Genomic DNA, 22,618 nt, shown 5'->3' with positions numbered 1-22,618 from the left:
CATCCCCTCGCCACAGGTTATGCATTGCCAACTCCTAGCAGGATTCGGCCGCTGGAACAGGTCGCCGTGTCATTGCGATAAGCGAAATACAGTTTGCTGCGCTCTGGATCGAAACGCAGGTGTAACTGGATTTCATCGCCGGGGCGCACCAGTTGCTGGAACTTCAGCACTTCCATGCCGGCAAACGGGGCGGTCAGGTTGAGCAATTGGCGACCCAGGTTCAATGCCCATTCCACCTGCACCACACCAGGCAAAACCGGCGCCTTGGGGAAGTGCCCGCTGAAGTAGGCCAGATCCGGCGGCACGCTGAGTTGCAGGCTCCACTCACCTTCGGTTTCGCTTTGTTCCAGCACTTCGGGCGTTTTTGGTCGTGCGGCCAAAAGCAACGCTTCGACGTCGGCTTGCGCCAGTTTGCCCTGGCTGTTGAATGGCATTTGCCGCAGCAGGCGCCAGCGTCGGGGCAGGGCGAGGGCTTCGCAATGCTGGCTCAGATGTTTGCGCAGTATTTCGGTCAGGCCACGGCGGCCGTGCTCGCGCAGGGCGAACAGGCCAGATTCGCTGAGTACCAGCAGCGCACCGAGCGAGGCGCGGTTTTCCTGCACGACACCGAGGCGCGCTTCAGCGACCCAGTCGTGATCGATCAGAGCCTGTTCGAGCATCGGCAGCGAGATGCGTTTTTCTTCCAGTTTGACGATGCGGTCCAGCCGCCCCAGCAGTTCGAAGCGACCGTCAGCGGCAATGCGCGCGGCGTCGGCGCTGTGTTCGATGTGGCCGGCAGGCAGATAAGGCGAGGCGATCAGCAGGGCGCCGTCGCTGTCCTGGCTCAGTTCGACGCCGGCGAACGGCTGCCATAACGACTCGCCCTGGCGCCAGGCGATGCCGCCGGTTTCCGAACTGCCGAGGATTTCCGTCGGCCATTGCTCCAAGCGCTGTTGCAGACTTTGCGCGGCCTCCAGCGGCAACGCGCCACCGGAAGAAAATACCCGGCGCACGGCCCTCAAGGCCGGCCAGTCGAGGTTGTCGCCCATGCGCTTGAGCAGCGCCGGGCTGGCGACCCAGGCAAAGGTCGGGTGCTCGCGGCTGGCGCGCTGCAAGTCTTCGGAAAACGCCAGTTGCCGGCGCACGAACGGACGTCCGGCGCACAACGGCCACAACACGCGAAACAGCAGACCGTAGATGTGTTGCGTGGCGACACTGCCGATGATGCAAGCCTCACCGAGGTCTGCGCCCCACAGCTGCTCCAGCGCCTCGACTTCATTGGCCAATTGACGCAGGGTCTTGTCGATGCGCTTGGGCTCGCCGCTGGAGCCGGAGGTGCACAGGCTCAGTCGGCATTGATCGAGATCCAGTTCTGCGCCCGGCAATCCCGGTTGAGTGAAGTCATCGAGCTGCGCGTCGCCCGGCTGATCGGTCAGCCACAGATCGACTTCAGGGGACCAGCGCTGACGCGTCTGTGCTTGCAGGTCTGCCGGCAGCAACACGCTGACGCCGGCGCGCCACGCGCCAAGCAGGGCGATGGCGAGGTCGGCGGCATCTTCCAGGTGCACGGCCAGGCGTTTCACGCCTTGGCCTTGCAGGCCAGCGGCAACGCTCAGGGCCTGCGCGTGCAACTGCGCGTGATCGAGAGCCGGCGCCTGGCAGATCGCCCGTGCCGGCAGTGCCTTGAGCAACAGCTGCTCAAGTTTTATCCAATTCATGTACGGCCTCTTACCCGTTGTCGTATCAGCCATTCAATGGCAAACATCAGGCCGATCAATCCATAGGAGATCAGGCCGGTGTACAACATCCACCAATCCAGCGGCGCCCACAGGGTGAGGAGGGCGGCGCACAAACCGTTGCAGAAGAAAAACACGCTCCAGGCCAGCGTGACCTTGCGTGTGTAGCGAACGGCAACCTCCGGCAGCTCCGGCTCGCGCAAGCGCGCCAGACGCTCGACCATCGGCGGGCCGTATTTCAGGCTCACGCCGAACAGCACCAGCATGAACGCGCTGATCAGCACCGGGTACCAGCGCAGCAATTGCGGGCTGTCGAATACCGCCAGCAACAGGCAGAACGCGATCGCTACGCAGGCCATCCACAGGCTGCCGGGCTTGCGTTCGCCGGTCAGGGCGCGCGCCAGCCACAGGCTGCCCAGCAGCAGCGCAAATTGCCACGGGGCGAAATGCTCCATGCCGAAATACACCGCGAAGGGGTACAGCAGACCGGCCAGCAGCAGGCCGAGGCCGATCAGTCGGCTCATGCGGCCGGTTGAACCAGACGGAACACCGCCTCGACCACGTCACCGACGGTGCGCACTGATTTGAATTCTTCGGCGGCGATCTTCTTGCCGGTCTGGCGTTTGATGTGATCGATCAGGTCGACGGCGTCGATGCTGTCGATTTCCAGATCCTGATACAGATTGGCGTCCATGCTTACACGGGCCGGATCCAGTTCGAACAGCTCGACCAGGGCATCGCGCAGGGTGTTGAAAATATCGTCACGAGTTTGCATGGTCCGGTCTCAAGCTGCCTGTTTTGCCGTGACGAATGCCGCAAGGCTGGCCACGTTGGTGAAATGGTTGCGGGTGTCTTTGGCATCGGCGTCAATCTTGATGCCGTATTTTTTCTGGATCGCCAGGCCCAGTTCCAGTGCGTCCACGGAATCCAGGCCGAGGCCTTCGCCGAACAATGTCTGCTCGTCGCCGATGTCCTCGGGGCTGATGTCTTCGAGGCCGAGGGCGTCGATGATCAGCAGTTTGATGTCACGCACCAGGCTAGCGGTGTTCAGTTCGCTCATCTGCGGCGAGCTCCTTAATGAAATAGTCATGCAAATAATCGTTGAGCTTGCGCGAGGCCTGCGGTGCGGGGCCTTGCGCGGCGAAGGTCTGTGGGTCTATATCGGCCCCCACGCGAAAACTGAAGTGCACGCGGCGATGGGGGATGCGATACCACGGCTCGGCTTTGGTCAGGGTGGTCGGGCTGACCTTGATGATCACTGGGGTAACGATTTTCGCACCGCGCAAGGCAATCGCCGCCGCCCCCCGATGAAAGGCCGGCGCCTGCCCGGGCCGGGTGCGCGTGCCTTCGGGGAATATGATCAGGGTCTGGCCGTCCTGCAACGATTGCGCAGCGGCATCGAGCATATCCATGCTGCCGTCATTGCTGATGTACTCGGTGCGGCGCAGCGGGCCACGGGTGAACGGGTTATCCCAGAGGGTCTTCTTCACCACGCAATTGGCGTGGCGCACCAGACCGATGAGAAACACCACATCGATCAGCGACGGGTGGTTGGCAATGATCATCTGCCCCGGCCGGCCAAGTCGTTCGGCGCCCTCGATGTCGTAGGTGAGCACGCCGGTGCGCGCCATGAACCGCACGAAAAACCAGAACAGTCGGCTGACCGTACGCCGGGCGCGCAGGCGATGTTCAAGTGCGTCACCGGGCAGGCAACCGAGCAGCGGAAATACCAGCAGGCGCAGGCACAGCCCGCCGAGCCCGAACAAGGCGAAGCTCGCAGCAGTGGCCAGCAGGCGCCAGTAATAGGCGTCGCGGTGTTTGGCGGTCACGGGTTGCGATGCCAGGTCCATACACGATTTTTCCACGCATGTTGGCAATCAGGTTGCTGGCCGAGCAGGGTTCGCAGCAGGTTGAGCGCGTGCGGCCAGTGCGCCTTTGACCGGGTTTCGCTGCTGCTGTTCAGGGTCAGCCGCCAGTCGGTACCCGGCGTCAGCAACAAACCGAGCGCGTAAGGGAACGGCACATCATCGACCCACTGTGAGTACGCCTCGGGTGGCTGCTCTTCGGTGATCACCAACAGCACCGCCGTGGCGCCTTCAGCAAGCAGTGCCGCCGCTTCGAGCATGCCGTGTTCCAGACCGTCGCCAGCGGCAGCGAGGGCGGTCATTTCGCTGGTTTCGCCGCGCATGATCGACCACAAACCGATGATCGCGTTATGCACCGAAAGGCTGAACTGGGTCGGCGACAGAGGCTGTTCGGTGGCCAGATCGCGGAGGATTTCAAACGTGCGAGGGGTTTCACCGTGCCGCGAGACGAACACCAGCGGCAGATTGCTCCTTCCGTCGGCCAGCGGCCAGCCAACGCTGAAGGCCATCCGCGCCAGACGGCTGAGGCGGCGGCGCTGCATGGCCGGCAGAAACGACACATCGGGCGCGGCATCACTGCTCTGGAGCACGACCGGTTGTCGGCTCCAGGCCTGCCAGGCGTCCACGCTGTCGAGCCCCGGGGCCCACGCGCGCCATTGGGCGATGTTGAAGTTGATCACGGACATTCATCCCGCCCCTGCGGGCTTTCGTTGACGCGTTGAGTCGCCAGCGCCGCAGCAGGCTTGGCTTGGCGCAGGGCGCCGGGTGGCGCGCATTATCCCGGTGCGACGGGTGTGTAGCAAATGTTGGTTACATTTTGCCCAACAAAATGTACCGAGCGGTTCGTCAGGTGGCTATCACTTGGCCATTATCCATATTCCCCGCGGCCTGTCTGTCAGGAGTCTCTGCGATGGCTGGCGGTTTTTTCCATGGCTGAGCGTCGATATTTACACCTGACGGCGTAGTCCATGTCCGTGAAGGTAGCGAAGCGCGGTCACCGGCAACTACACTCGGTCATTCTTTGATACACGGAGGTTTGGTCATGCGGCGCGTGGTGTTCAATCAGAAAGGTGGCGTAGGCAAATCCAGCATCGCCTGCAATCTGGCGGCGGTCAGCGCCAGCGAGGGTTATCGCACGTTGTTGGTCGACCTCGATGCCCAGGCCAATTCCACTCAGTATCTGACCGGGCTCACTGGCGACGACATCCCCATGGGCATCGCCGATTTCTTCAAACAGACGCTGTCCTCCGGGCCGTTCTCGAAAAAGAATCAGGCGGACATCTATGAAACGCCGTTTGACAACCTGCACATCATTACCGCCACTGCCGAGCTGGCCGATCTGCAGCCCAAGCTCGAGGCGAAACACAAGATCAACAAGCTGCGCAAGTTGCTCGATGAGCTGGCCGAGGATTACGACCGGATCTATCTCGACACCCCGCCTGCGTTGAATTTCTATGCGGTATCGGCGCTGATTGCGGCGGATCGGGTGTTGATTCCTTTCGACTGCGACAGTTTCTCCCGTCAGGCGCTGTACGGGCTGATCGCCGAAATCGAGGAATTGAAGGACGACCACAACGAAGGCCTGGAAGTCGAAGGCATTGTGGTCAATCAGTTCCAGGCGCGGGCCAGCCTGCCACAGCAGATGCTCGATGAGCTGATCGCTGAGGGCTTGCCGGTGCTACCGGTGTATTTGAGCAGTTCGGTGCGCATGCGCGAGTCGCACCAGGCCAGCATGCCGCTGATCCACCTCGATCCACGGCACAAACTGACCCAGCAGTTCGTTGAACTGCACAATCTGCTGGAAGGCCACTGATTCCCCGAATGACACGCAAATTCCCAATGTGGGAGCGAGCCTGCTCGCGAATAGGCCGGCACATTCAATATCAGCGCTGAATGATCGGCCGCCTTCGCGAGCAGGCTCGCTCCCACAGGGTGATCTGGTTGTGTCAGATGCCTTGGCTACGCAGCCAAGCCATCAACTGCGGCAACGGAAGCGCCCCACTCTGGCGCGCCACTTCCCTGCCGTTTTTAAACAGAATCAGACTCGGAATCGAGCGAATCCCCAGCTGTGCCGACAACTGCTGGTTCGCCTCGCTGTCGAGCTTGGCCAGCCGACACTTGCCCGCCAGTTGCGCCGCGGCCTGTTCAAACACCGGCGCAAACGACTTGCACGGCCCGCACCAGTCGGCCCACACATCTACCAGCAACGGCAGATCACCCTTGATCTGACTGGCGTAATCGCCTTGCTTGAGATCGAACGGTTTGCTCAACAGCACTGCAGACTTGCAGCGCCCGCATTTGGGCTGGTCAGCCAGGCGCTCGGCGGGGATGCGGTTGAGGCCGTTGCAGGTGGGGCAGGGGATGAGAAGTGGGGTGGACATAATGGGCTCTCGGGCAGGAAGTCTTTGAAGACTGATCTGGAGTCGAAGTCGCGATTATCAAGTAATTGTTCTGTAGGTCACGACCTTCTTTATTTGAGGAAAGCGCCTACGCATATCGGTGGGGAGGCTGACTATCTGGAATTTATCGAGTCGGTAATCTTGTGCAGCCCTCAACGATATATCTCTTGGACTTCCGTGCAATGACCACCAAGACTGTGAAACGCTTTTCCCTCTCCGAGCTTTTGCGTAGACCGGAAGACGAAGACGACTACGACGCTCTGGTAGCGGCAATTGACGAACTGCTGGAAATTACCGGCGATGATGAGTCGCACCCGTTGATGAGCTTGGTGGACATCATCGGTGACTGGATCGAGGAATGGGATCGCACCCATCACCCCATGGCTAAGGCAAGTGGCGAAGAGGTTCTCGGTTACATGATGCGCGAGCACGGCCTGACCCAGAGCGATTTACCGGGTGTTGGTACTCAATCGGTTGTCTTGGAGATTTTGAGCGGTAAGCGCAAGCTCAACTTGCGCCAGATTCGCTGGTTGGCCGAACGTTTCAATGTGCCTATCGACGTGTTCACCTGACCTTGCTCACGACGAACAACTGATCTCCAAATGCTTGCCCCACTCCGGTGGCCGCTCGGCGTAACCTTCCATTCCCGGCTGTTCCTCGAACGGCTTGCTCAACACCGCATGCAGGCGGCGTACTTCGGTGTAGTCGCCTTGCTCGGCAGCATCAATGGCTTTTTGCGCCAGGTAATTGCGCAGGATGTACAGCGGATTGACCGCGTGCATCCGCGCGCGGCGTTGTGCCTGATCGGCATCGCCTTCGCGGGCCACCCGGGCGACGTAGCGTTCGCCCCAGGCATCGAAACCCTTGATATCGACGAAGTCATCGCGCAGGCGGGCAATGGCCGGTTCGGCTGAATCTTCACCGAGGCGGCGGAAGAACAGTGTGTAGTCGACGCCGCTGTTCTGCATCAGTTGCAGCAGGTTTTCCAGCAGTTGCTGGTCATCGTCCTCGGCGGTGGTGAAGCCGAAGCGGCGGCGCATCAGGTCGAGATAGTGCGCCTGGAACAGCGGCAGGTACAGGCCGAGGGTTTCACGCAGGGCCTCGACGCTGATGAACGGCGTCAGTGCCTGGGCGAGGGCGCTGAGGTTCCACTGGCCGACCGGCACCTGATTGCTGAACGAGTAGCGGCCCTGATCATCGGAGTGGTTGCAGATGAAATGCGCGTCGAAGTCATCGAGGAAAGCGAACGGGCCGAAGTCGAAGGTGATGCCGAGGATCGACATGTTGTCGGTGTTCATCACGCCGTGGCAGAAGCCATAAGCCTGCCACTTGGCGATCAGTTCGGCGTTGCGCTCGACGATCTCGCGGAACATCGCCAGATACGGTTCCGGTTGCTCAAGGCATTCGGGGAAGTGCATCGCCAGCACATGCTCAGCGAGCTGTTTCTGCTGCTCGGGGCGTTTGGTGTAGTAGAAATATTCGAAGTGGCCGAAGCGGATATGGCTCGGCGCCAGGCGCAGCACCATCGCCGCGCGTTCCTGCTTTTCACGCCAGACGGGCGTGTCGGAGCCGATCACGCAGGCGGCCCGGGAAGACGGAATGTTCAACGCGTATAGCGCTTCGGAAGCGAGAAATTCGCGAATCGAGGAACGCAGCACCGCGCGGCCATCGCCCATGCGCGAAAACGGTGTTTGTCCGGCGCCCTTGAGGTGCAAGTCCCAATGCTCGCCGGCGTTGTTGTAGACCTCGCCCAGTAGCAAACCGCGGCCGTCACCCAATTGCGGGGTATAGCCGCCGAACTGATGCCCGGAATACACCATCGCTCGGGGTTCGGCGTCGGCCCAGAGTTTGTGGCCGCCGAACAGTTGCGCGAATTCTTCGGTTTCGGCGCTGGCCGCATCGAGATCCAGCAGAGCCAGGGCGGCCGGGCTGGCGACCACCAGACGCGGGTTGTCGATCGGCTCCGGCAGTACGTGCGCAGAGAACGCGTCGCCGAGACGGGCGAAGCGGTTGTCGAAAGTCAGTTCGTCGAGGGCTTTCACGGGCCGGCTCCAGCAGAATGTCCGAGCATTCTGCTGGGATCATGACGGTTAGTCGAGTTTGCCCGGCGGCGGTTCCGACAACGGTTTCTGCCCGTCGACGATCGGCACGATGGTTTTGTTCTCCGGTTCCACCGGCACCATCTTGTATTCCTGGCCGTGCAGATTCTTCAGGTAAACCTCCATCTGCCGGAACGAGATGTTGATGTGCTGCTTCTTGAACTCGCGGTTGATGAAGCGGTTGACCTCGTCGAGCACCGGGTTACGGTCACCCAGATCGCGCACATGCATGCGCAGTTCGTGGTCGAGGGTGCTTTCGCCGAAGTTGAGGAAGTACACGTGCGGCTCCGGCTCCTTCAGCACGCGCGGATTCTCCCGGGCCGCCTTGAGCAGCAACTCCTTGACCAGATCCAGATCCGAGCCGTAGTCGACGCCGAGCTTCAGCGTGACGCGGGTGATGGTGTCGGTCAGCGACCAGTTGATCAATTGCCCGGTAATGAACGTTTTGTTCGGGACAATGATGTCCTTGCGGTCGAAGTCGGTGATGGTTGTGGCGCGGATGCGGATCTTGCTCACCGTGCCCGACAGGTTGCCGATGGTGATGGTGTCGCCGATCCGCACCGGGCGTTCGAAGAGGATCATGATGCCGGAGATGAAGTTGGCGAAGATCTCCTGCATACCGAAACCCAGACCCACCGACAGCGCCGCCACCAGCCATTGCAGCTTGTCCCAGCTGACGCCGAGGGTCGACAGGGTGGTGACAAAACCAACGCCGGCAATCACGTAGGACAGCAGCGTGGTTGTCGCATAAGCGCTGCCCTGGGCCAGGTTGAGCTTGGACAGGACGAACACTTCGAGCAGGCCGGGCAGGTTGCGCGCGAGGGCGAAGGTAATGCCGATGATGATCAGCGCGCCGAGCATGTCGCCGATGCTGATCGGCACCATGCTCATGTTGGCGCCGGTGCCGCTGGTGTATTCGTAGAGGGTGATGTTGTCCAGATACGAGAACACCGAAATCAGGTCCGACCAGACCCAGTACAGCGCCGCGATGAAACCGCCGAGCAGGGCCAGACGAATCAGGCGCAGGGACTGTTCGTTGACCTTCTCGATGTCCAGCGTCGGCTCTTCGATCACCGCTTCCCCGTCGCCGGCCTCTTTCGCCGCCTGCCGTTTCGCCAGCGCGCGCTGATAGGCCAGACGCCGCGCGGCAACGCTCAGGCCACGCACGAAGGTGGCTTCGATGACCAGCCAGAACATCAGCAGGTACAGGGTGTTGATCAGGCGGTCGCTGAGTTTCAGCGCGGTGTAGTAGTAGCCGAAGCACACCGCAACGAACAGGGCGATCGGCAGCAGAGTGAACATCACTCCGACGGCTTTGCGGAACAGCGAAGCATTCTGGTGCGTCGGGCTGCTGATCAACAGGCGACTGAGCAGCCACGCCATCAAGGCGTAGCAGGTCAGCACCACCGGCATGCCAAGCACGTCATCGGCCAGGGCCGCCGGTTGCAGTTCGGCAACCGCCACCACCGCGACCAGCGCCATCACTACCAAGCCGAGTCGACGTACCCAGCCCTGAAGAAACTCGACCTGCGGTTTCTCCCAGCGGAAGTGCAATTCCGCCACGCCGCCGGGCGCAAGGATCCGGTAAGCGGTGTAGAACACCAGCCAGGCCTGCCCCATCTGCAACAGCGCCGCGCCCATATTGGCGTTCTGCCCGCGCGCGTCGATCTGCAAGGCCAGACCGCACAGCGCCAGACCCAGCGCCACCGGCATCGCCAGCAAAATATTGATCAGGATTGCCTGCGGCGTGTGCCATTGGCTGTCGCGCTTGAAGTGGCCGATGTCCTGGTGAACCTTGTTGAGTCTTCCGTACAGCGCCTTGCGTCGCCACAACAGGGCGCCGATCAGCAACGCCAGCGGCAGGAACAACAAGGGGCGCTGGGTCAGGCCGTCGGTCAGTTCGCTCAGGCTCGACGCCCAGGGCAGGGTATTGACCTGCCGCTCCAGCCGCTCCGGCACACCGCGCATCCATTCCACGTCCAGTGGCTTGTTGCTGGGGATCCAGAACATCTGTTCGTCGAGGGTCGCGCGCAGGCTCTGCGCAGTGCTGAGCAATTGTTTCTGATTGAGCTGCAGGGTGATCGACTCATTGAGCATCGCGCTCAATTCGCGGTTCAGCCGCTCGAGCAGATCGGCGCGAGTGTTGGCCAGATCGAGCAGGCTCTTGCGCAACTGCGGAGTGACCTGCTCCGGCGGCTGCGTGGCCAGCAGATTGTCGACATAGGTCGCCGGGTTGCTGAGCAGTTCGCGTTGCTGGCTGACGTCGAATTGATAGAGGCGAATATCGGCAATCTGGTCGGCGAGGTCGCGGTCGACCTTCAAATGGGGAAGTGCCTGTTTTTGTTTGTAGAGAATCTTGGACAGGAGCAGGCTGCCCTTCAACACGTTGATCTGCTCGTCCAGCGCTGAATCGCTCTGGGTCAGGGTGTCGAGTTGCTGTTTGGTCTGCAGGTTCTGCTGCGTGACTTCGTTGAGACGGTCGGTGCTCTTGAGCAAATAGTCGGAAAGCTTGAGGTTGGTTGCACTCTCGCTCGCCAGCAGGCTGCTGCCCCCGGCCTTCTGCGCTTCGATCGATTGCTGGGTGACGGTTTCCTGCGACTGCGCCAGACGCTTCTGGTTGATCAGGGTCTGCAGTTCCTGGATTTCGCGGTCGAGACGGTCGGATTTTTCCGAGAGCAAGTCATGCTGGGCGTTGCCCAGATCCTGCAATTGAGTGTTGCCGGCCAGTTCCTGACGGCGCAGCGGAATCAACGCATTGAGTGCGGCCAGTTCGGCATTCAACTGGTCGCGCTGTTCGGCGGTGACCGTTTTGCCGGTGTCCTTGCCGGATTTGAGGATGGTGTTGATCTGCTGGATGCGCGTCTGGCTGGCGGAAATCTCTGCCTGAGCACGTTCGGGACGAGTCTGCGCGGTGATGATCAGGCTGTTGGCTTCGGCCAGGGCTTTTTGCAGATCGCTTTGCTGCGTCGAGCGATCGGTGAGGATCTGCTCCAGTTGCTGGATCGACTCTTTCGGAAAACGTTGCGCTACCGGCACCGGTGCAGTGGCTTTGAGGCGGCTCAGTTCGCGGGTGTTTTCAATCGTCAGCTTCGGCGCATTGGCCAGCTGACGCTTGAGATCGATCAGCTTCTGCTCGTAATCACGCTCGTTATTGAGCTGATTGAGGGTGTTCTGCAGGACGGTCTGCAAAGTCTTCTTGTCGGCGTCCGGCAGTTTGCTGTCGGCCAGTTTGTCGAGGCTGGCCTGCACGGCGTCGCTGGACGGTGGTTCGGCAGCATGCAGCGGGCCGACGACAAGACTGAGGCCCAGCAGGGCCGCGGCGAAAAAGGAGCGCAGGGTAGGCATAGAGACCGGTCAAGCAAGTGAGAGTGGAGGCAGTTTAGAGGAAGAGTCCGGGGCCCGGGCGACTTCCTTCGGGGAATCTGACGCCCACTTTGCCGATCTTGTTCCCGTCCATGACCGCGACCGTCCAGTGGGTATTGTTCCACTCCACCTGGTCACCGACGATGGGTGCGCCCCCGACTTTCTGGGCGATGAATGCCCCCAGCGTCATGTCCGGATCGATGCCTTCGGCCGGCAAGCCATACAGCGCTGCAACCGCTTTAAGCTGGGCGTCTCCTTCGAGCACGAAGTCGCCGAAGAAACGCAGGTCGAGGCCGCGTTGCGGCGCCTGGCTGAACAGTTTGCCGAGGGCCGACAAGTTGTGTTCATGGCCAATAACACACAGCAAATCATCGACTTCCAGCACCGTACTACCCGACGGATGGAGCAGTTGCTGGCCACGAAACAGTGCCGCGATGCGTGTGCCTTCGGGCATTTTCAGTTCACGCAGGGGCGAACCGATGCACCATTTCTCGGCGCCGAGCTTGTAAACGAACAGTTCCCACTCGCTGGTCACGTGCACTTCCAGCGCCGCCCGGGAGATCGGCGCGGGTTCTGGCGGCACCGTCACCTTGAGCAGCTTGGCCACCCACGGCAGGCTCGTGCCCTGCACCAGCAGCGACACCAGCACGATGAAGAACGCGAGATTGAAGTAGAGCTGCGCTTGCGGCAGCCCGGCCATCAACGGGAACACCGCGAGAATGATCGGCACCGCGCCGCGCAGACCGACCCAGGAAATAAAGGCTTTTTCGCGACCGTGGAAGGCCTTGAACGGCAGCAGACCGACCATCACCGACAGCGGCCGCGCGAACAGGATCATCCACAGCGCCAGACCGAGGGCGGGCAGGGCGATCGGCAGCAGATCATGGGGCGTGACCAGCAGCCCCAGCACCAGGAACATGCCGATCTGCGCCAGCCAGGCCATGCCGTCGAGCATGTGCAGAATGCCGTGGCGGCTGCGCACCGGACGGTTGCCGATCACCAGACCGCACAGGTACACGGCGAGAAAGCCGCTGCCATGCAGGGCGTTGGTCAGCGCGAACACCACCAGGCCGCCGGCGATGATCAGAATCGGGTACAGGCCGGCCGCGAGGTTGATGCGGTTGACCAGTTGCAACATTACCCAGCCGCCGCCCAGACCGATCACGCCACCAATGCCGAATTCGCGGATCAGGTGGGTCAGCAGGCTCCAGTGCAGGCCGGTCTGGCCACTGGCGAGCATATCGATCAGGGTAACGGTTAGAAACACCGCCATCGGGTCGTTGCTGCCGGATTCGATTTCCAGGCTGGCGGTGACCCGCTCGTTCAGCCCTTTGCCGCCGAGCAACGAGAACACCGCAGCGGCGTCGGTCGAACCGACGATGGCGCCGATCAGCAGGCCCTGAATCAGATTGAGGTCGAACAGCCACGCCGCGGCCATGCCGGTCAGCCCGGTAGTGATCAATACACCGACCGTGGCCAGCGACAGCGCCGGCCATAACGCCACGCGGAAACTCGACACCCGCGTGCGCAAACCGCCGTCGAGCAGGATCACCGCCAGAGCGAGGTTGCCGACCAGATAGGCCGTCGGGTAGTTATCGAAAATGATCCCGCCACCATCGACCCCGGCACTCATGCCGACCGCGAGGATGATGACCAGAATCGGAATGCCGAGACGTGAAGAAAGCGAGCTGACAAGAATGCTTGCGCCTACCAGCAACGCGCCGATCAAGAACAGGCTGTTGATGGTCGTCGCATTCAAAGGCAGTACTCCAGAAGCGTAAAGACGGGGGCACAAACTGACCATGCAGTCTGCGTGCCAGCGATTCTAACCTGTTGAAATGTGATGCTGTCAAAAAGCTTTTCAGGGTGGCATCAGGATTTGCGGCAGGCGGACGATTGCGGCCCTCACCCTAGCCCTCTCCCAGAGGGAGAGGAGACCGACCGCGTTGATCCTGCGAGATACATCGACCTGAAGTTCCTGAGTCGAACTCAGGTTTGAACAGCACAGAGATCTGCTCCCTTTCCCCCTCTCCCTCTGGGAGAGGGCTGGGGTGAGGGGCTTTTGACCTTGATCTCAAAATTTACAGGCTGAACCGCCCAACCATGTTGTTCAGATCCAGCGCCAACCGCGACAGCTCGTTGCTCGCCGCACCGGTCTGACTCGCGCCGGTCGCCGATTGCACCGACAGATCACGGATGTTGACCAGATTGCGGTCGACTTCCCGCGCCACCTGCGCCTGCTCTTCGGCGGCGCTGGCGATGACCAGGTTGCGCTCGTTGATTTCGACGATGGCGCTGTTGATCGTGTCCAGCGACATACCCGCGCCTCGGGCGATGTTCAAGGTCGATTCGGCGCGCTCGGTGCTGTTGCGCATCGAATCCACGGCGTGTTCGGTGCCGCTCTGGATGCTGCCGATCATGCGTTCGATTTCGCTGGTCGACTGCTGGGTGCGATGGGCCAGCGCGCGCACTTCGTCCGCCACAACGGCGAAACCACGACCGGCCTCACCGGCGCGGGCCGCTTCGATCGCTGCGTTCAATGCCAGCAGGTTGGTCTGGTCGGCCAGGCCACGGATCACGTCGAGCACCTTGCCGATGTCGCGGGATTCATTGGCCAGGTCGCCGATCAGCGAAGCCGTGCTCTGCACATCGGCGCTCATGCGTTCGATGGCGCTGACGGTTTCCTGCACCAGATCACGACCGTCGCCCGCCGAAGTGGTGGCGTTTTTCGAGGCTTCCGAAGTGCTGACCGCGTTGCGCGCGACTTCTTCGACGGCACTGGTCATCTCGTTGACGGCAGTGGCCGCCTGCTCGATTTCGTTGTTCTGCTGGGTCAGGCCGCGAGCACTTTCGTCGGTGACGCTGTTCAATTCTTCAGCGGCGGAGGCCAGCTGCGTGGCCGAACCGGAAATCCGCTGCAGGGTGTCGCGCAGCTTCGATTGCATCTTGGCCATCGCCGCCAGCAGGCGCCCGGCTTCATCTTCGCCATCGACATGGATCGGCTGGGTCAGGTTGCCTTCGGCGATGGTTTCCGCCGCTTCGAGTGCCTTGGAAATCGGTTTGGTAATGCTCACGGTCAGCAGCCAGGCGAACAGCAAGGTCAAGCCGCTGGCGATCACCAGCAGAGTGACGACCAGATCGAACGACATCGAGTACTGATCCTTGGCGCCCTGATCGGTTTCGGCGATCTGCTGGGTGTTGATTTCCAGCAAACGCGCCAGCGCGGTATTCACCGCTTCCGAATTGCTCAGCAAATCGCTGTTGAGCATCTGCCGCAACTCGTCGACCTGATTGTTGCGCGACAGGGTTTTCATGCGCTCTTCAAGCTGACGGTACTGCGCCAGCAACTGCACGTACTGATCGTACGCCGCGCGTTCCTGCGGACCTTCGATCAGCGGCTCGTATGCACGCTGCGCATCGCTGATCTGGCGGTTACGCAGGTCGAACAGTTCGATGGTTTTCTGCTGCACATCGGGTTCGCGGTTGATCAGCAAGCGGTAGGACAGCACGCGAAGGCGCAGGGTCAGCTGGGTGAATTCGTCGAGGGCCTTGATCGATGGCACGCTGGCGGTGGCGATGTCTTCGCCGGCCGCGCGGATCTTGCTCATCTGGTTCAGGGCAAACACGCCGAGAATCAACATCAGGCCGCCAATCAGGGCGAAGCCGGTGAACGCCCGTGGGGCGATATTCATATTGCGGAGGGACATGGGCGGATACCGAAAAGGGCCGCATCCATGCGGGCTGAGACTGCTGTATGGGTGACTTATCGGTCATACGACTAAAGTCTTGAGGTGGTGTGCGTATTTGTCGCAGACGGCTCTGTGCGACGAAGTGCAGGAACCAGATCGACCAATCACAGTCTTTTAAACTCGCGAGAAGCTTCGCCACCCAGGCAAATCAAGGCCTTGCGCCGGTTTAACCCTGGCATCCGTGGTGACTTTTCTTTATCGTACGCGCCCTTTGAAAAACGCTTGGAAGATCAAAATGTTGGAAGCATCCCTCAGCCAATTGGAACAGCTCGTCAGCGACCTGGTGCAACAGAACCAGACCTTGCTGCAGACCAACCAGACCCTGTCCACGGAACTGGCCCAGGCCAAGGATGAAAACGAAAACCTGCAACTGAACCTGATGGAGCAGGAAGAAAAACACGGCGCCACCGCCGCGCGCATCCAGGCACTGGTCGATCGTGTCAACGCAGGTCCCGTCAGCGCATGAACCACGGCACAGCAGGGGTAAAAGTCATCTCCATTCTCGGCGAGGACTATTCGATCAAGGCACCGGCCGGGGAAGAACAGACCCTGCTGGATGCGGCGATGATGCTCAAGGCCGCGCTGGAAGACACCAAGCGCAAATACCCGACGCTGATCGGCGACCGTTTGCTGGTGCTGGCCGCGATGAATCTGTGCTCGCAGCAGATTGAAATGAAGAAGCAGCACAAAGAAGAACTCGACCGTTATCAAGAGCAAGTCAGCGCCACGGTCGAGACCATTGCCAAGACGATCAATCAGGGTTGATCGGGTTGCTGGCGTGCAGATGAGTGGATTCACGCTGGGCTGATGTGTCGTCAGCCCCGGCCCTTTCGCGGGCAAGCCCGCTCTCACAGTTATCGTGGTGATTCACTGGGTGTGTGAACGCCACCGAACCCTGTGGGAGCAAGCCTGCTCGCGAAGGGTTTGAAGCACTGAACAGCATTCGGATCAGAACCACTCCTCGCGCATCGTCAGACACGTATCATCCCGCGCCTCCAGCAAGTCCAGCTCATGCTGGCAGCCCGGCACTTCCCACGTCAGGAAGTACCGCGCCGCCTGCAACTTGCCCTTATAGAAGTCGACATTCGCCGCACACCCTTTTGCCAGGCCTTCCTCAGCGCGAATTGCCTGTTCCAGCCAGCGCCAGCCGATCACCGCGTGGCCGAACACTTTCAGGTACAGCGCCGAGTTCGCCAGGCTGCTGTTGACCTTGCCCTGGGCCAGATCGGTGAGCAGGCCGATGGTTACGGTTTGCAGGCGGGCAACGAGTTTTTCCAGCGGTTCGCGCAGTGCGCTCAGCGAGTCGTACGCGGTCGCGCGTTGCGCGGTGTTGGCGATCAAGCGAATCAATTGCTTCAACCCGGCGCCACCGTTCTGCGCCAGCTTGCGTCCGAGCAAATCCAGCGACTGGATACCGTGGGTACCTTCGTGGATCGGGTTCAGGCGGTTGTCGCGGTAGTACTGCTCCACCGGGTATTCACGGGTGTAGCCGTGACCGCCAAGAATCTGGATCGCCAGTTCGTTGGCCTTCAGGCAGAACTCCGAGGGCCAGGATTTGACGATCGGCGTCAGCAGGTCCAACAGTTCATGCGCCTGCTTGCGTTCGGCTTCGGTCTCCAGCGTCGTGGTGTCATCGAACAGCCGCGCTGCATACAGGCCAAGATCGAAGGCACCTTCGACGTAGGATTTCTGCGTCAGCAGCATGCGTCTGACATCCGCGTGCTGAATGATCGCCACCGGCGCCGTGGTCGGATCCTTGCTGTCCGGCACCCGACCCTGCGGCCGCTCGCGCGCGTACTCCAGTGAATACAGGTAACCGGCATAACCGAGCATGACCGCGCCCATGCCGACGCCGATCCGCGCTTCGTTCATCATTTGGAACATGTAGCTCAAGCCGTGGTGCGGCTTGCCTACCAGATAGCCGACGCACTCACCGTTATCACCGAAATTCAGCGCGGTAGATGTGGTGCCACGCCAGCCCATCTTGTGGAACAGCCCGGCGAGCAGCACGTCGTTGCGCTGGCCGAGGCTGCCGTCGTCGTTGACCAGAAACTTCGGCACGATGAACAGCGAAATACCTTTCACTCCCGGCGGCGCGTCGGGCAGTTTGGCCAAGACCATGTGCACGATGTTTTCCGAGAGCGGATGATCACCGCCGGAAATGAAGATCTTGTTGCCCTTGAGACGATAGGTGCCGTCGGATGCGGGCTCGGCGCGGGTACGAATATCCGACAGTGACGAACCGGCATGGGGTTCTGTCAGGGCCATGGTGCCGAAGAAGCGGCCGTCGATCATGGGTTGCAGGAAGCGCTGCTTCTGTTCTTCGCTGCCGAAGCTTTCGATCAGGTTCGCTGCGCCCATGGTCAGGAACGGGTACGAAGTCGATGCGGCGTTTGCCGACTGGAAGTGCGCGAAGCAGGCTTGCGACAGCAGGGTGGGCAGTTGCATGCCGCCGGCTTCGAAACTGCGTGCGGCATTGAGAAATCCCGCCTCAAGGAAGGCATCCACCGCCGGTTTCACTTCGGGGATCAGAATGGCCTGGCCATCTTCATAGCGCGGCTCGTTTTCATCGCCCTTGCGGTTGTGCGGGGCGAAATACTTTTCGGCGATGCTGCGCGCGGTGCCGATGGCGGCGTCGAAAGTCTCGCGATTGTGCTCGGCAAAGCGCTCACGTCGAGTCAGGCCCTCGGCATCAAGGACTTCGTACAGCTCGAAAGCCAGATTGCGGGAACTGAGCAGCGTCTCGGACATGGCGGCTTACCTTGAGATTGGGGTTGGGCCGAGTCTAGGTGTGCTGATGAAGGCTGAACAGGATGATTGATGAGCGTGATGCAGAAGCAAAAGATCGCAGCCTTCGGCAGCTCCTACATTTGGAATGCGGTTCCATGTAGGAGCTGCCGAAGGCTGCGATCTTTTGATCTTCTGTGGGAGCGAGCCTGCTCGCGAAAGCAGTGGCTCAGGCAACATCGATGTCGACTGAAACGCCGTCTTCGCGAGCAGGCTCGCTCCCACAGGGTATTGCGTACCAGGCGACCATTGCGGTCGCCTGGGTTTACAGCGGTTTAACCGATGGTCATCAAGCTGGCATTGCCCCCCGCCGCAGCGGTGTTGACGCTCAATGCCCGCTCGATCACCAGACGCTCCAGGGCAATGTTGGTCTCGCCCTGGGACAGGCCCTGAACCCCAACGATCGCGCCGCCGCGCTGGGCAATCTGCTGGCAGACGCCGCGCAACTGGTCGGAATGGCCGTGATGCAGCACGGCATCGAACACCACCTCGTCCTTGTTCCAGTCGGCAACGCGCTTGATCCGCGCCTGGACTTCCTTCGGCAGACGGGCGAACAAGGCCTTGGTCTGCTCGGATTCCGGCCATACCGCCGAACCGCCCACCGCCAGCACCGCGGCCAGTTGCGTCAACAGATCACCTTCAACTTCCGCGAGGCACAGTACGTGTTCGCGCGGCAGGATCGCGTAGCTGTTTTTCTCGCCGGTCGGACCGGCCAGCACGCGGGTGATGCCGCTCTGCGATTGCGCCGCGTATTGCACGCACAGGGTGCTCAGGTCGGCGAACTTGTTGTTGTCGGCCCAGGCTTTCAGAGCGTTCAACGATTGGCTCATGGCATCGCGCAAGCGCACGTCCGGGGCAACGATGGCGTCACCGCGGGCGAAGGATTGTTCGATGGCGTCAGCAGGACGCGTCGACAGCAGGCGGTACAGATACAGCGGGCCGCCGGCTTTCGGGCCAGTACCCGACAGGCCTTCGCCGCCGAATGGCTGCACGCCGACCACGGCACCGACGATGTTGCGGTTGACGTAGACGTTACCGGCGTTGACGTTGTCGATCACCTTGGCGATGGTTTCGTCGATGCGCGTGTGCACGCCCAGCGTCAGGCCATAACCGGAGGTGTTGATCTGGCCGATCAGTTGATCCAGCTCTTTGCGCTTGTAGCGCACCACGTGCAGCACCGGTCCGAAGATCTCGCGTTGCAGCTCGTCGAAGCTTTCCAGTTCGATCAGGGTCGGCATGACGAAGGTGCCGCGCTTGACCTCTTCGCTGTCGGCAATCGCTACTTGGTAAACATTGCGGCCTTTATCGCGCATGCCCTGGATGTGCTTGTCGATGCCAGCCTTGGCTTCGGCGTCGATCACCGGGCCGATGTCCACGGACAGGCGCTCCGGGTTACCGAGGCGGCTTTCAGCCATGGCACCCTTGAGCATTTCGATGACGCGATCGGCGGAATCTTCCTGCAAGCACAGTACCCGCAGGGCCGAGCAACGCTGGCCGGCACTGTCGAAAGCCGACGACACCACGTCGATCACGACTTGTTCGGTGAGTGCCGAGGAGTCGACGATCATCGCATTCTGGCCACCGGTTTCGGCGATCAGTGGAATCGGCCGGCCCTGGCTGTCTAGGCGCCCAGCGATGTTGCGTTGCAGCAGGCGCGCGACTTCGGTCGAGCCGGTGAACATCACGCCTTTGACGCGCTCATCACCTACCAGACCAGCGCCGACCGTTTCACCACGCCCCGGCAGCAGTTGCAGCACGCCTTCCGGAATCCCGGCTTCGAGCAGCAAGCGCACGGCTTGCGCGGCGACCAGCGGGGTTTGCTCCGCAGGTTTGGCCAGTACCGGGTTGCCGGCAGCCAATGCCGCAGCGACCTGGCCGCTGAAGATCGCCAGCGGGAAGTTCCACGGGCTGATGCACACCACCGGACCCAGTGGGCGGTGGGCGTCATTGCTGAAATCGTTGCGCGCCTGCACTGCGTAATAGCGCAGGAAGTCGACGGCTTCGCGGACTTCGGCGATGGCGTTGGCGAAGGTCTTGCCGGCTTCGCGAGCCAGCAGGCCCATCAGCGGCTGGATTTCACCTTCCATCAAGTCAGCGGCGCGTTCCAGAATCGCTGCACGTTCGGCCGGCGGCGTGGCCTGCCAGATCGGCGCGGCGTTCAGCGCGCACTGAATGGCGTTGTCGACGTCTTCGACGGTGGCTTCCTGCACGTGACCAACCACATCGCGGTGATCGGCCGGATTCAGCACGGCAACCGGCGTTTCGTTGCTGGACGCGCAACCGAGCATCGGCGCGGCTTTCCAGTCGTTATGCGCGGTGGCGAGCAGAGCGCAGGACAGCGAAGCCAGACGATGTTCGTTGGCCATGTCGATGCCGCTGGAGTTGGCACGCTCGGCACCGTACAGGTCACGCGGTAGCGGAATGCGTGGGTGCGGCAGACCGAAACCACCTTCCACGGTCGCCATCTGCTCGATCTGCGCCACCGGATCGGCCACCAGTTCCTGAATCGAAATCGACTGGTCGGCGATGCGGTTGACGAACGAGGTGTTGGCGCCGTTTTCCAGCAGACGACGCACGAGGTACGCCAGCAGGGTTTCGTGGGTGCCGACCGGAGCGTACACGCGGCACGGACGGTTCAGCTTGCCCTCGGATACTTTGCCTACAACCTGTTCGTAGAGCGGTTCGCCCATGCCGTGCAGGCACTGGAATTCGTACTGGCCCGGGTAATAATTCTGACCGGCAATGTGATAGATCGCCGACAAGGTGTGGGCGTTGTGCGTGGCGAACTGCGGATAAATGACTTCCGGCACCGACAGCAGTTTGCGTGCGCAAGCGATGTAGGAAACGTCGGTGTACACCTTGCGGGTATAGACCGGATAGCCTTCCAGGCCTTCGACCTGGGCGCGCTTGATTTCGCTGTCCCAGTACGCGCCTTTTACCAGACGGATCATCAGGCGATGACGGCTGCGACGGGCCAGATCGATCACGTAGTCGATCACGTACGGGCAACGCTTCTGATAAGCCTGGATAACGAAACCGATGCCGTTCCAGCCAGTCAATTGCGGCTCGAAGCACAGACGCTCGAGCAGATCCAGCGACAGCTCGAGGCGGTCGGCTTCTTCGGCGTCGATGTTCAGGCCGATGTCGTATTGCTTGGCCAGCAGGGTCAGCGACAGCAGACGCGGGTACAGCTCGTCCATGACGCGCTCGTATTGCGCACGGCTGTAGCGCGGGTGCAGCGCCGAGAGCTTGATGGAAATGCCCGGACCTTCATAAATCCCACGACCGTGGGACGCTTTGCCGATCGAATGGATCGCCTGTTCGTACGACGCCAGGTATTTCTGCGCGTCGACTTCGGTGAGTGCCGCTTCACCGAGCATGTCGTAGGAATAACGGAAGCCCTTGGCTTCGAACTTGCTCGCATTGGCCAGTGCTTCGGCGATGGTTTCGCCGGTGACGAACTGCTCGCCCATCAGGCGCATGGCCATGTCGACGCCCTTGCGGATCATCGGCTCGCCGCTCTTGCCAATGATGCGGCTCAGCGAAGAAGTCAGGCCGGCTTCATTGTGGGTGGAAACCAGTTTGCCGGTCAGCAGCAGGCCCCAGGTCGCCGCGTTGACGAACAGCGAAGGGCTGTTGCCCAGGTGCGGATGCCAGTTGCCGGTGCTGATCTTGTCGCGGATCAGCGCATCCCGAGTGCCCTTGTCGGGGATGCGCAGCAGCGCTTCGGCAAGACACATCAGCGCCACGCCTTCCTGGGACGACAGGGAGAATTCCTGCAGCAGGCCCTGAACAATACCGGCACGACCGCCGGCACTCTTCTGGTTCCGCAGTTTTTCTGCGATGGTCGCGGCGAGTTTGTTGGTGGCTTCGGCCATTGGAGCCGGCAGGCGCGCCTGCTCGATCAGCATCGGCACCACTTCTGGCTCAGGACGGCGGTAGGCCGCGGTGATCGAGGCACGCAAAACCGATTGCGGCAGGATGCTTTCGGCGAATTCGAGGAAACATTGGTGAGCGTGATCGGTCTGCACTTCGCCCGCGTCATCGGCATCTTTGGCGGTCAAACCGTTCAACTCAGTCAGGGTTGCACCACCCTCGAGTTTTTCCAGGTAATTGAAAATTGCCTGTTTGATCAGCCAGTGCGGCGTGCGATCAATCGAGGTTGCGGCAGCCTTGAGGCGCTCGCGGGTCGGGTCATCAAGTTTGACCCCAAGGGTGGTGGTAGCCATATTTTTATCCTCATGGTTGCCACAGTTGCGTGGCATCAGCTGGCCGCAAGATTAGCCGTGCGCCGAACGAGGTGCAACCGGGTGCAACCCTTTTTTTGTCGGAATAATTCGCAGTTCGTCAGGAAATAATTTCTGGTACGAAAGTGCCGCTCCTGCTTGGTGCTTTTGCTTCTAGCAACGAGCGCTGACTGCTACAAAAGGGAGCAAAAACATGCTGGTCTTCGAATATTCCGACTAGGTGCAACTGATTCTGGCGAAACTGGTTGCACCTTATTTGCTTTGTTGCATAGCATTCGCCGCCAAGGTGCAACCGGGAATAACCCGGTGTACCGGCTGATGGCTTTCCTGGGGAAACATCAGTCTTAAATGCGCGGGATCCCGGATCGTCTGCCAAACGTCGTCGTTTGCGAGC

Annotated in this window: 16 protein-coding genes and 2 pseudogenes; 4 read left to right on the top strand and 14 right to left on the bottom strand. The window is 61.0% G+C overall.

Annotation, left to right across the window (positions count from 1 at the left end; translation table 11 throughout):
* Nucleotides 1–17: 17 nt before the first annotated feature.
* Genes AEQ63_RS10095 through AEQ63_RS10070 form a run of 6 tightly spaced genes read right to left on the bottom strand, consistent with a single transcriptional unit; the run spans nucleotide 18 to nucleotide 4,266 of the window.
* Nucleotides 18–1,697, bottom strand: coding sequence for an acyl-CoA synthetase family protein (locus AEQ63_RS10095; protein WP_064363230.1), 1,680 nt, complete (start codon nucleotides 1,695–1,697; stop codon nucleotides 18–20).
* Nucleotides 1,694–2,239 (bottom strand): membrane protein, encoded by a 546-nt coding sequence (locus AEQ63_RS10090; RefSeq protein WP_042608716.1) that lies wholly within the window; start codon nucleotides 2,237–2,239, stop codon nucleotides 1,694–1,696. The genes AEQ63_RS10095 and AEQ63_RS10090 overlap by 4 nt, the downstream gene beginning before the upstream one ends.
* A complete protein-coding gene (locus tag AEQ63_RS10085; RefSeq protein ID WP_016772026.1) occupies nucleotides 2,236–2,490 on the bottom strand; it encodes an acyl carrier protein in 255 nt (84 codons plus the stop codon). The genes AEQ63_RS10090 and AEQ63_RS10085 overlap by 4 nt, the downstream gene beginning before the upstream one ends.
* Nucleotides 2,491–2,499: 9 nt before the next feature.
* Complete coding sequence (locus tag AEQ63_RS10080) at nucleotides 2,500–2,775, bottom strand: phosphopantetheine-binding protein (protein WP_039756723.1); 276 nt, start codon at nucleotides 2,773–2,775, stop codon at nucleotides 2,500–2,502.
* Nucleotides 2,753–3,565 (bottom strand): lysophospholipid acyltransferase family protein, encoded by an 813-nt coding sequence (locus tag AEQ63_RS10075; RefSeq protein WP_064363229.1) that lies wholly within the window; start codon nucleotides 3,563–3,565, stop codon nucleotides 2,753–2,755. Before AEQ63_RS10075 ends, AEQ63_RS10080 begins: the two co-directional genes overlap by 23 nt.
* Nucleotides 3,541–4,266 (bottom strand): beta-ketoacyl synthase chain length factor, encoded by a 726-nt coding sequence (locus AEQ63_RS10070; protein WP_064363227.1) that lies wholly within the window; start codon nucleotides 4,264–4,266, stop codon nucleotides 3,541–3,543. Before AEQ63_RS10070 ends, AEQ63_RS10075 begins: the two co-directional genes overlap by 25 nt.
* Before the next feature lie 356 nt (nucleotides 4,267–4,622).
* Here AEQ63_RS10070 and AEQ63_RS10065 point away from each other — a divergent pair, with 356 nt between their 5' ends.
* Nucleotides 4,623–5,393: a ParA family protein gene (locus AEQ63_RS10065; protein ID WP_064363225.1), complete on the top strand. Its 771-nt coding sequence runs from the start codon at nucleotides 4,623–4,625 to the stop codon at nucleotides 5,391–5,393.
* A 133-nt stretch (nucleotides 5,394–5,526) separates the two neighbouring features.
* Here AEQ63_RS10065 and trxC read toward each other — a convergent pair whose 3' ends face one another.
* Complete coding sequence (trxC, locus tag AEQ63_RS10060; protein WP_042608721.1) at nucleotides 5,527–5,961, bottom strand: thioredoxin TrxC; 435 nt, start codon at nucleotides 5,959–5,961, stop codon at nucleotides 5,527–5,529.
* A 200-nt stretch (nucleotides 5,962–6,161) separates the two neighbouring features.
* On the opposite strand from trxC, the gene AEQ63_RS10055 reads away from it, so the two are divergent.
* Complete coding sequence (locus tag AEQ63_RS10055) at nucleotides 6,162–6,551, top strand: helix-turn-helix domain-containing protein (RefSeq protein WP_064363223.1); 390 nt, start codon at nucleotides 6,162–6,164, stop codon at nucleotides 6,549–6,551.
* Between the two features lie 6 nt (nucleotides 6,552–6,557).
* Here the strand turns inward: AEQ63_RS10055 and selO are convergent, their stop codons facing one another.
* The 5 genes and pseudogenes from selO to AEQ63_RS29265 all read right to left on the bottom strand — a co-directional run.
* The gene (gene selO / locus AEQ63_RS10050; protein ID WP_064363222.1) at nucleotides 6,558–8,021 is read right to left on the bottom strand and encodes a protein adenylyltransferase SelO; all 1,464 of its coding nucleotides are present in this window, start codon (nucleotides 8,019–8,021) and stop codon (nucleotides 6,558–6,560) included.
* 48 nt (nucleotides 8,022–8,069) lie between these two features.
* Nucleotides 8,070–11,423: a mechanosensitive channel MscK gene (gene mscK, locus AEQ63_RS10045; RefSeq protein WP_064363220.1), complete on the bottom strand. Its 3,354-nt coding sequence runs from the start codon at nucleotides 11,421–11,423 to the stop codon at nucleotides 8,070–8,072.
* A 34-nt stretch (nucleotides 11,424–11,457) separates the two neighbouring features.
* Complete coding sequence (locus AEQ63_RS10040) at nucleotides 11,458–13,200, bottom strand: potassium/proton antiporter (RefSeq protein ID WP_042608725.1); 1,743 nt, start codon at nucleotides 13,198–13,200, stop codon at nucleotides 11,458–11,460.
* A 322-nt stretch (nucleotides 13,201–13,522) separates the two neighbouring features.
* Nucleotides 13,523–14,122 (bottom strand): annotated as a pseudogene (locus tag AEQ63_RS29270) (methyl-accepting chemotaxis protein); the annotation flags it as partial.
* Nucleotides 14,123–14,425: 303 nt separating this feature from the next.
* A pseudogene (locus tag AEQ63_RS29265) lies at nucleotides 14,426–15,082 on the bottom strand (MCP four helix bundle domain-containing protein); the annotation flags it as partial.
* 343 nt (nucleotides 15,083–15,425) lie between these two features.
* On the opposite strand from AEQ63_RS29265, the gene AEQ63_RS10030 reads away from it, so the two are divergent.
* Together AEQ63_RS10030 and AEQ63_RS10025 are read left to right on the top strand one after the other, a co-directional pair.
* A complete protein-coding gene (locus AEQ63_RS10030) occupies nucleotides 15,426–15,656 on the top strand; it encodes a hypothetical protein (protein ID WP_016772015.1) in 231 nt (76 codons plus the stop codon).
* Nucleotides 15,653–15,955, top strand: a complete 303-nt coding sequence (locus AEQ63_RS10025; RefSeq protein ID WP_064363216.1) for a cell division protein ZapA — start codon at nucleotides 15,653–15,655, stop codon at nucleotides 15,953–15,955. Before AEQ63_RS10030 ends, AEQ63_RS10025 begins: the two co-directional genes overlap by 4 nt.
* Nucleotides 15,956–16,138: 183 nt before the next feature.
* Here the strand turns inward: AEQ63_RS10025 and AEQ63_RS10020 are convergent, their stop codons facing one another.
* Together AEQ63_RS10020 and putA are read right to left on the bottom strand one after the other, a co-directional pair.
* Nucleotides 16,139–17,941: an acyl-CoA dehydrogenase gene (locus AEQ63_RS10020; protein ID WP_064363213.1), complete on the bottom strand. Its 1,803-nt coding sequence runs from the start codon at nucleotides 17,939–17,941 to the stop codon at nucleotides 16,139–16,141.
* Nucleotides 17,942–18,252: 311 nt separating this feature from the next.
* The gene (putA, locus tag AEQ63_RS10015) at nucleotides 18,253–22,206 is read right to left on the bottom strand and encodes a trifunctional transcriptional regulator/proline dehydrogenase/L-glutamate gamma-semialdehyde dehydrogenase (protein WP_064363212.1); all 3,954 of its coding nucleotides are present in this window, start codon (nucleotides 22,204–22,206) and stop codon (nucleotides 18,253–18,255) included.
* Nucleotides 22,207–22,618 lie beyond the last annotated feature (412 nt).

The sequence above is a fragment of the Pseudomonas sp. RIT-PI-o genome, from assembly GCF_001297215.1.
In the GTDB taxonomy this organism is placed as follows: Bacteria; Pseudomonadota; Gammaproteobacteria; order Pseudomonadales; family Pseudomonadaceae; genus Aquipseudomonas; species Aquipseudomonas moraviensis_A.
Note: the sequence above shows the minus strand (reverse complement) of the source record. Positions and strands in the feature narration are given on the sequence as shown.